Here is a 9,317-nt window from a genome sequence, read left to right as displayed (position 1 = left end):
CGGCAGTATGCCTGTAGTTGATACAGAAGGATTGATGGATATTTTGCAAGAGATTCATAAAGGAACCTACAATGAGAAAACGAAAGAGTAAAAAGTTAGACCTACGTCCAACAATTAGAATTTACTGGAATGGCTTTGTTGCACGATGTGCTAGAAGACCCTAAATTAAATAAGCAAGACAAGATATATTTAGTTTTTGACCACGATGAACACACTCCACAAGAATTATTAGAATGCTTTGATCAAGCCAAAAAATCTAGATATGATATTACGATTCTATTCTCAAACATTTGCTTCGAAGTTTGGATCTTAATGCACTTTGAACCAGTAACTGCTGCTTACACTAGAAAACAACTTTTTGCTAAATTATCAGGCGAGAAATATTTCAATGAAGAATACTCTAGAAACAAAGGACAAAAGATAAACATCCTTCGTGATAGAATATCAACCGCAGTTAAGAATGCTAATCGAATTTCTTCACCTAGTGATGAATCTACTAAGATCATCAAGAAAGATCCTTACACCAACGTAAATTTATATCTAAAAGCTATTTTCCAAACGGAACAATATTAATTCTCACATCATTGCCCCAATTTTCATCCCATACATACGGTAGTTTGCTTTAAAGTTCAATATCTATTAGAATTATAGAAAGATCAATCCCCTTGCTCTAATGGATACGTCCTATCGCAAGGTTTTTTATCGTTTTGGAAAGTTCCTACTTTATATAATCCAATATTTCCCCACATCATCCTAACAACTGTAGTAAAATAGATTAGTTACATTTGCTTTTATTTGCAAAAGTAGATAGAATTATTATTGACTTTGTACTACTTATTTTCTAAATAAAGGGGTAACAACTTTGACTGAAGAAGAAAAAAACGCACAAGCACAAGCTGATAAAGAAAACAAAGAAGAAAACGACGATCTTAAAGTCGTTATGCCAGAAGCTAACAAGACCATTATGCCAGCTGAAGAATTCAAGGAACAACCTGATTACTTGAAGGTTTTCGCTAACTTCTACATCGCTGAATTCGATGAAGATGACCTCGAAGTAATCAACCTTTATGATGAAAACCACAATATGGTCGACATCAACAGCTACCTTTTGAACAACATTCACTTCCCACGTAAGAAGCTTGTTGATCACGTATTGCAATACCATGATTACAACTTCAAGAATTTGCTTAAGGTAATGGCTGACAAGACTGGTGTTAAGCCTGAAGAAATGCTTACTTATGAAGCATGGGAAAAATGGGACGAAGAACAACGCGCCAAGATTCCTTCATCACTTTCATAATTTATTATTGAAAAAGCTCCCGTTTGGGAGCTTTTTTGTTACCCTAATTCATCAATGAATTTACGCAATCCATTTTTATCTTGAGAAGATAATCGTCCAACATAGTGAAAACTAACATCTGATTTTAATTAAGTCAAAGTGTTCAGTATAACTGACAAAAAATGCGAATTCTGTCAGTTATATCGAACACCCTGACTTTTTGGCTGCAAAATTAAAACACAATTATTTTACTTGCAATGTGAACTAAAATAGACGAAAATGAATGTATTAGAGGGAAATGTCATCGTGGCATTTTCTTTTTTTATTGATAGCTACAATTTATTTGTGGGAGATATTTATAATGAATACTAAGTCAAAACGTATGAGTGCGGCTGGCTTACTTATCGCCATTGGTATTGTCTATGGTGATATCGGAACTAGTCCACTTTATGTTATGAAGTCTATTGTCGAAGGCAATGGTGGTATTGGTAATGTGAACCGCGATTTTATTGTTGGTTCTATTTCCCTAGTCCTTTGGACTGTAACCTTGCTGACAACCGTGCAAACCGTATTAATTGCCCTGAAAGCAACTAACCACGGTGAAGGTGGTATCTTTGCCTTGTATACTTTGGTTAGAAAGCGTGCCAAATGGCTTGTATTACCAGCCTTAATCGGTGGTGCCGCTATCCTAGCCGATGGTACTTTGACTCCTGCCGTTACTGTTACGACCGCGATTGAAGGGTTAAAAGGTCTTAAATTCGGTGGCAACGTTCCTGTTTCTACCCAGGAAATGGTAATTGTCATTACCGTGGTCATTTTGCTGGTACTGTTCTCTATTCAAAAGATGGGTACCAGTATTATCGGTAAGGCATTCGGACCAATCATGTTTATTTGGTTCACATTCTTAGGCGTCATGGGTGTAATCAACATGGCTGGCGACTGGACAATCATTCAAGCGATTAACCCAGTTTACGCCATTAAATTGCTATTTAGCCCTTACAATAAAGCTGGAATCTTTATCTTAGGATCAATCTTCCTGGCTACTACTGGTGCTGAAGCCCTTTACTCAGATGTAGGTCACGTTGGTAAGAAGAATATCATTGGTTCTTGGCCATTTGTATTTGTTTGCTTGTCACTTAACTATTTTGGTCAAGGGGTTTGGATTTTAAATAATCCTCATTTCCAGCTTGCCGATGGCGGAGTGCTTAACCCATTCTACGAAATGATTCCAATCAACATCAGATTGTTCGCCATCATATTGGCTACTATTGCCGCTGTTATTGCCTCACAAGCTTTGATCACTGGATCATTCACCTTGGTTGCTGAAGCTAGTGGTTTGAAATTCTTGCCAAGAATGAATATCAACTATCCATCAACAGAAAAAGGTCAGATCTATATTCCTTCTATTAACAAGGGAATCTGTGTTGCAACTATTGCAATTGTTTTGTACTTCCAAACTTCTGCTCACATGGAAGCAGCCTATGGTCTTTCCATCACAATTTCAATGTTAGCAACTACCATCCTGCTTTATGAATGGTTAGCGATGAAGAAAATTAACCCAATCTGGAATTGGATCTTCTTAATTTTCTTCGGTGTTCTTGACATCATGTTCATGATTTCAAGTTTGACCAAGTTTACTCACGGTGGTTATGTTTCACTCTTCATCGCCGGTGTAATTGGCTTCATCATGTATGTTTGGTACTACGGTAACAAGGTTCGTGACAAGCGTGAATCACGCAATGCCTACGTTCGTCTTGACGAATACACCGACATGTTGACTAACTTGAGTCACGATGAAGATTACCCTACCTACGCAACTAACTTGGTTTACATGGCCAACGTTAAGTACAACAAGTTCGTTAAACGTGAAATCTTGTACTCAATTTTGGATAAACGTCCAAAGCGTGCGAAGGCTTACTGGTTCGTCACTGTTAACGTAACTAACGAGCCATTCACTGCCGAATATGCAGTTAATACATATGGCACTAAGAACGTGATCAACATTCAGCTTTATTTAGGATTTAAGAAACAAACTAGCGTTAACGTCTACATTCGTCAGATCGTTCATGATTTGATCGCAGACGGCACGATTGAACCTCAACCCCAGAAATACACCACCACCCCAGGGCGCGATGTAGGTGACTTCTCATTTGTTATCGTAAACGACGTGATTAGTCCACAAACTCAATTAGTTGGCTACGAAAAATGGTTAGTTGAAGCTCGTGTTCGTTTGCAGAACCTGTCTTCTAACCCTGCCTCATGGTTTGGCTTGGAATACGCAGATACTGTGATCGAGCGTGTACCATTGATCTTAGGTCGTCCAAATCCATCTTACATTAAGAGAATTAAGCCTAAGGATTATTCCAACGCTAAAAGTAAATAATAGAAGCTAGCAAAAAAGACGCCCATCACGGGCGTCTTTTTTAAGTACTCTATATAAGAAATAATGTTGATAGATTAATCAATCATAGAATCTTTTCAGTGCAATAAACTTATGTAAGAAAATATTGTGTGAATGTAGTCATATCTATCCATTTGGCTACATTCCTGCATCTTATCTTTTCTTTTTCGTCAATATCAGACTTAACCTGCTTAATAACACACCAAAAAAGAATAATCTTTTTCAATACTGGCAGGACAACTTTACGAGGCTTTCAACTGACTTAAGCCAAGACAAAACTCATATTCATTTACTAAGCAGGCTCTTAAATGAAAGATGCCTGTTTAGATGGTATCCGATTAAATGGCTGGACTCCACTTAATCGGTCGCAACACTGCGCCCACTATCCCGTCATCTAATGAAAAATTCGGGAATACTTTTTTAATGATCTGCAATGCACCATTTACATCGGCATTGATTAACGTGCCATCATTTGCTTTAAACAAACCACGCTTAATTCTGCGGTTAATAGGGCTTTTGCCTTGTTTCTTTCTACTTTTATTAGCATTGTTCCAACAAGGCTGTTCATGATCTAATGCACTGGTTTGACTAGTATAGGACTCGTTGGTCTGAATAACCGTGATTCCTGCAAGATTTGCCTTATATTTAATCATGTCGATCATAGTCTTATGGGGAATACCAATAAAATTCTGATTATTTCTTTTGCCCATATCAGAAGAACATTTCCATGACTTATTTCTGCCAATGACAATCGTGTTTGTACCACAGCTTAACGCATAATCAACTATGCATTTAGATGCTTTGTGGGCGAACTGCCTAATCTTGTCATTGCGCCAAGCGGTAATTCTCTTCATGGCTTTCGTCTCTTGATAGATTGGTTCTAACCCTTGCTTAGTATTAATCATCTTCTCTAGCTGATGATACTTAGCTTGGAGCTGTTTTAATTCGGCACGTTTTTTGTTGTAGTACTGGTTAACTGATTTTATAGCATGCCCGTTAATTAATAAAGGACGATCACCAGTATTGGTTACGCAGGCAAAAGCATTATCAATGCCAGGATCAATGCCAAGATATTTACCATTATCATACAAATATTTAATTTCCTTATTAGTCTTATACGGCACGATTACCTTATATCCGTTAGCCATAGGCTTAAAAGCTACTCTACCGATCTTTTTTATATCCGTCGATGCGAGCCTAATCTTAATGCTTAGCTTAGGAATAACTAGAAAGCCGGCTTTATTTACCCTAGCGTTTTGACTGGTTACGTAAAAAGTATGACGTTGATCTCGATGCAGGTATTTAGGCATTCTCGGTCTACCAGTAAACTTAGTAGGATTATTGCGGTAGGTTTTTAAAGCCCTAAGCCATGCCTGCCAGACCGTCATGACTTCTTTAAGCGTTTGCTGAGCACTTTGCACGTAGCCTAGCTTGTGGTAGAGCATGTTTTCTTTTAATTCGTAACGTTTTTTAAACATGGCATTTAAATCAGTAAAACTGTTAATGTACTGATGCTTAAAGAAAGCTTGGCGGATATCGTAAAGTGCGCGATTATAAAGATTATGAGCTTGTGTTGCCGTCTCGTCTAAAACAGGTGTAGCCTTAATCAAATATTCGCTTGCTAGCTGTTCATACTGCGTGCTGTTACGAGGAATGGGCTTTTTTCTTTTCTTAGCCATTATTTCATCTCCTTTCTTTTCAGAGTTTCTTAAATCAAATAGCTAATTAAGTAGAATTGTATTTTTAGCACATTTGTTCCCCCTCCTTGTCTAAAAATTATATCAAAAGGGAAAGAACAAAACTAGTGTTTCCTTTAAAAATGCGAAATAAAAAGGGCTCCCTCACGGGGGTCCTCAGTGCAATAAACTTATTATGGGTAGTTAAGTTATACCAACTGCAGTGTAGTAGCAGCACTGCAATCAACCATATTATAGTTTCGACAATGTAAAATAGCTAACATTTGCTCTCGAGAATATTAAAAAAGAGCAAATATTATAGTTGTATCAATTTTCTGTCGATAGAAAATAAAGCATAAAAAAAGCGGTCTTTCGACCGCCCACAATTCTTTCGAGTCGATAGCTAGTCGACTCTCAACATACGTTATAGTGTATCATTTCTTCATACTAGTATTTATACCATCGGACGGTAAGATGATCAAGCGTCTTAAGAAGTGGATCAAAAAACGTCTTAAGTCACTTTTCAATCACTACCTGCGTTAAATCGTAATCCGACTAAACCATACCAGGACAGTTGGCCTTGTTGCCAACTGTTTTTTGATATTATTTTATTACACTAATTTCTATCATCAAAAAAACGGCATTTTTTAACGATAGATAAAGAAATACCCCCATCCATTTGGATGAGGTTATTTCTTTATCTAAACTACCAAATTACCACACGTTTTTCAGGATCAAGCCACATACCGTCGCCTTCCTTAACGTCAAATGCCTTGTAGAATTCTTCTTGGCATTGTGATTGGACGTTAGCACGTTCTGGACCAGGTGCGTGAACGTCAACTGAAACTTGCGTCTTAATAGACTCAGTAAGTTGCTTGTTAGCCCAAATACGAGCAAAGTTTTCAAACAACTTCTTCATATCGCCGTTTTCACCCTTGTTAGCTTGAACAGCAGCAGTCAAACCACCTTGGTCAGCAATGTTTTCTGAAACAATTTGCTTACCGTTCAAAGTTACAGGACCATACTTGATGCCGTCGAACAAGTCGATTTCAGCTTGCGTACGCTTCTTGAATTCTGCGTAGTCAGCGTCAGTCCACCAGTTCTTCATGTTGCCGTATTCGTCGAATTGCGCACCGTTGTTGTCGAATGCGTGTGAAACTTCGTGGGCGATAACAGTACCGATACCACCGAAGTTTTCAGCACGATCTTGCTTCAAGTCGTAGAATGGTGCTTGCAAAATTGCGGCTGGGAAAGTTAAGTCGTTTCTTTGTGGGTCGTAACAAGCGTTAACCAAGTTACCTGGCATGAGCCATACAGTACGGTCAACTGGCTTGTGCAGCTTCTCTACGTTGTACTTAACTTGTTCAATTTCAGCAGCTCTAGCGTTTGAGTAAAGGCTGCCACCTTCGCTAGCTGGGGTTACGTGCAAACGATCGTAGATTTCTTCAATCTTGTCTGGATAACCGATCTTCAAGATCAAGGCACGTAACTTAACGATTGCCTTATGCTTAGTTTCTTCAGAAAGCCAGTCATTGTTCTTGATACGTTCTTCGTAAACATCAAGCATCTTGTGAATCATTGATAAAACGTCTTTTTTAGCGTCTTCGCCAAAGTAAGTCTTACCGTAGTAAACACCAACAACTTCACTAAAGATGCCGTTAGCAAGGTGGTATGCTTGCTTTTCTTGGCTTTGAAGTTCTGGTTGACCTGACAAAGCTTGGCTAAATGGGAATGATGCTTCACGGAAGTCTTGTGACAAGTAGCTAGCAACACCATTGATGAACTTAACGATCATCCAACCCTTGATTTCATCGAAGTTGTCCTCGTTAATCAATTCATCGAAGTGATCCAAGTAGCGAGGTTCTGCGACGATTACGCGGTCTGGAACTTCACCCAAAGCTTCCTTCAAGAAGTAGTCCATCTTGAAGTTAGTAATCTTCTTTTCAAAGTCTGAGATTGGCATTGGGTTGTACATTGCTGGGTAGTCTGCCCATTCTTCAGATGACTTAACTACCTTAGATACCTTGTCATCGAACTTCATGGCATCGTCAACGTATTCTTCAGCTTGACCCGCTGAAAGACCTGCCATCTTAAGAAGTTCAATTGATTGCCTCTTCAAAACGTCGAGCAATTTTTGTGCCGCATCAGTCTTATAAGTAGTTGTATCTGGCAAGAAAATTGATGAACCGAAGAATTGCAATACATTGATCTTAGTGTTCTTCATATCGGCATCAACGTCGAAGCTGAATGGCAATGCAAAAGCCGCCTTGAACAAGTCTGGAGCCTTCAAGTTGAAGTCAGCAAAGTCACGAATACCTTCAAGCAAGGCTAAATCAGCTTGGATAGGCTTAGCACCATCTTCATCACGACGCTTAAAGTCACGCGCTAACTTGTAAAGTTCAACTGCCTTCTTCAAGTTAGGCACATCAGCAACTTCTTTTTTACCATCGGCAAAATCTGCGAAGTCCTTCATCAACTTCTTTTCAACATCAAGGTCAATGTTGTCGAAGCTGGCAATTCTTGAACGATCTGATGGAATCTTGACGTTTTCAAGCCATTCAGAGTTAACTGCTAAGTATAAATTATCTTGTGGACGAGTACCTACTTTGGGTTCGAGGATGTCGCCGGCACCGCCGCGAACGGCCATTTTATTATTCATTCAGGAAAATCCTCCTTTTTTGGTGTCTAAAAAATTAAATCAAGCTAATTATATCATTTTAATTTAATTTTGTATGCTTTTTACTTACTTATAAATAGTTAATTCTTTGTGCACTTTCATGTAAGTTGGAATCATGACTACGATCATCAAGGCAATCACGATAGCGGCTACCCAGAAGAATGGAATATAACCAGCATGGTCGATGATTAAACCACCAAAGAGCGGTCCAAACGCACGCCCGATTCCGGAAGCCACCATGTTGGCACCTTGGTACTTGCCTTTACTGGTGAGTGGTGACAAGTCGTTGACGTAAGCAGGAATAGCTGGGAACGCGGTTGATTCACCCAAGGTCAAGATGAACATTGATAAAGCGAAGTGCGCGAAGTCTTTGGCAAAAACTAATGTGATAAACGATAGTGAGAACATGCAGATCCCAAAGATGATCTGATGGAAGAGATTTTTAAAAATATTAGGAAAACGAGCCAGGATCCCTTGCATGATGACGATAACGCCGGCATTAAGGGTCCAAAGCAAGCTGTACAAGTGGAATGGAATTCCAAGTGAAACCATGTAAACGGACAAGTTGGATTCCCAGTTCATGTACATCAGCCAAGTTACGCCCAGGGTGGTGAAGAAGACCATCGTCATAATGAAGTTGCGCTTTGGCATTGGTTCTGCCTTGTGCTTTTCACCCTTCTTATGCTTGGCCATTCTTTCCTTGTGGAAGGCGATAATTGGCTTGTAGTTGAAGACTGCATTGATGAAGGCAATTACAAAGAGTAGTGCCGCAATCACGAATAGAAGCGTAATTGAGAAGTCGTAGAGGTATCCTACGATCAAAGTACCGGTTACCACACCCAAGTTTTGTGAGAAGTACAAAACGTTGAAGACGTAGCGGCTCGGATATTTTTTCAAACTAGTGGCAACGGAGTTGATCAAGGTTCCGTTCCAGCCGCCCAAGAAGCCGGTCAAAGTCAGCCAGACCCAATATTCTGGCCAGCCATGAAATGCGGCCATCAAAAATAAGACTGCGGCATCTAGACCTAAGCCCCAGAGCATCAATGGGTACGGATTGTATTTATCATAAAGACGTCCTGAAATAATTGAGCCGAGGATGTTGCCGGCACAGTTACAGAACAGGACCACACCAATGATTGACAGACTGATGTGCAGCTGTTTGTTTAAGTAAACAGAAGTTAATGGCCAAATGAAACTAGCACCGATCCAAGTAGCTAATTCACCTACGATCAGCCAAATTAACTTAATTTCATCAGTTTTAATTTTTCCATGTGCATTTTTCAT

The 9,317-nt window shown here is 39.3% G+C and carries 6 protein-coding genes; 3 read left to right on the top strand and 3 right to left on the bottom strand.

Annotated features, from left to right (window positions below; genetic code table 11):
• Positions 1 to 129: 129 nt before the first annotated feature.
• From WS44_RS03010 to WS44_RS03000, 3 genes are all read left to right on the top strand, one after another.
• Positions 130 to 573: an RloB family protein gene (locus tag WS44_RS03010; RefSeq protein ID WP_288145678.1), complete on the top strand. Its 444-nt coding sequence runs from the start codon at positions 130 to 132 to the stop codon at positions 571 to 573.
• A 289-nt stretch (positions 574 to 862) separates the two neighbouring features.
• On the top strand, positions 863 to 1,300 hold the full coding sequence (locus tag WS44_RS03005) for a hypothetical protein (RefSeq protein WP_013641406.1): 438 nt from the start codon (positions 863 to 865) through the stop codon (positions 1,298 to 1,300).
• 340 nt (positions 1,301 to 1,640) lie between these two features.
• Positions 1,641 to 3,662 (top strand): KUP/HAK/KT family potassium transporter, encoded by a 2,022-nt coding sequence (locus tag WS44_RS03000; RefSeq protein ID WP_046433019.1) that lies wholly within the window; start codon positions 1,641 to 1,643, stop codon positions 3,660 to 3,662.
• A 356-nt stretch (positions 3,663 to 4,018) separates the two neighbouring features.
• On the opposite strand, the gene WS44_RS02995 is transcribed toward WS44_RS03000, so the two are convergent.
• The 3 genes from WS44_RS02995 to WS44_RS02985 form a co-directional block, all read right to left on the bottom strand.
• Entirely contained in the window at positions 4,019 to 5,359 is a 1,341-nt protein-coding gene (locus tag WS44_RS02995; protein ID WP_013437011.1) for an RNA-guided endonuclease TnpB family protein, read from the bottom strand.
• A 703-nt stretch (positions 5,360 to 6,062) separates the two neighbouring features.
• Positions 6,063 to 8,015, bottom strand: a complete 1,953-nt coding sequence (locus WS44_RS02990; RefSeq protein ID WP_046433017.1) for a M13-type metalloendopeptidase — start codon at positions 8,013 to 8,015, stop codon at positions 6,063 to 6,065.
• 84 nt (positions 8,016 to 8,099) lie between these two features.
• Entirely contained in the window at positions 8,100 to 9,317 is a 1,218-nt protein-coding gene (locus WS44_RS02985; protein ID WP_022087593.1) for an MFS transporter, read from the bottom strand.

This window comes from Lactobacillus sp. N54.MGS-719 (assembly GCF_000980505.1).
Taxonomy (GTDB): Bacteria; Bacillota; Bacilli; order Lactobacillales; family Lactobacillaceae; genus Lactobacillus; species Lactobacillus amylovorus.
This window is presented reverse-complemented; position numbering and strand designations above follow the sequence as displayed.

Bases quoted from the DNA above. Each gene is read 5' to 3' on its own strand.
- WS44_RS03010 (WP_288145678.1), top strand. From the start codon at position 130: ATGGCTTTGTTGCACGATGTGCTAGAAGACCCTAAATTAAATAAGCAA.
- WS44_RS03000 (WP_046433019.1), top strand. From the start codon at position 1,641: ATGAATACTAAGTCAAAACGTATGAGTGCGGCTGGCTTACTTATCGCC.
- WS44_RS02990 (WP_046433017.1), bottom strand. From the start codon at position 8,015: ATGAATAATAAAATGGCCGTTCGCGGCGGTGCCGGCGACATCCTCGAA.
- WS44_RS02985 (WP_022087593.1), bottom strand. From the start codon at position 9,317: ATGAAAAATGCACATGGAAAAATTAAAACTGATGAAATTAAGTTAATT.
- WS44_RS02995 (WP_013437011.1), bottom strand. From the start codon at position 5,359: ATGGCTAAGAAAAGAAAAAAGCCCATTCCTCGTAACAGCACGCAGTAT.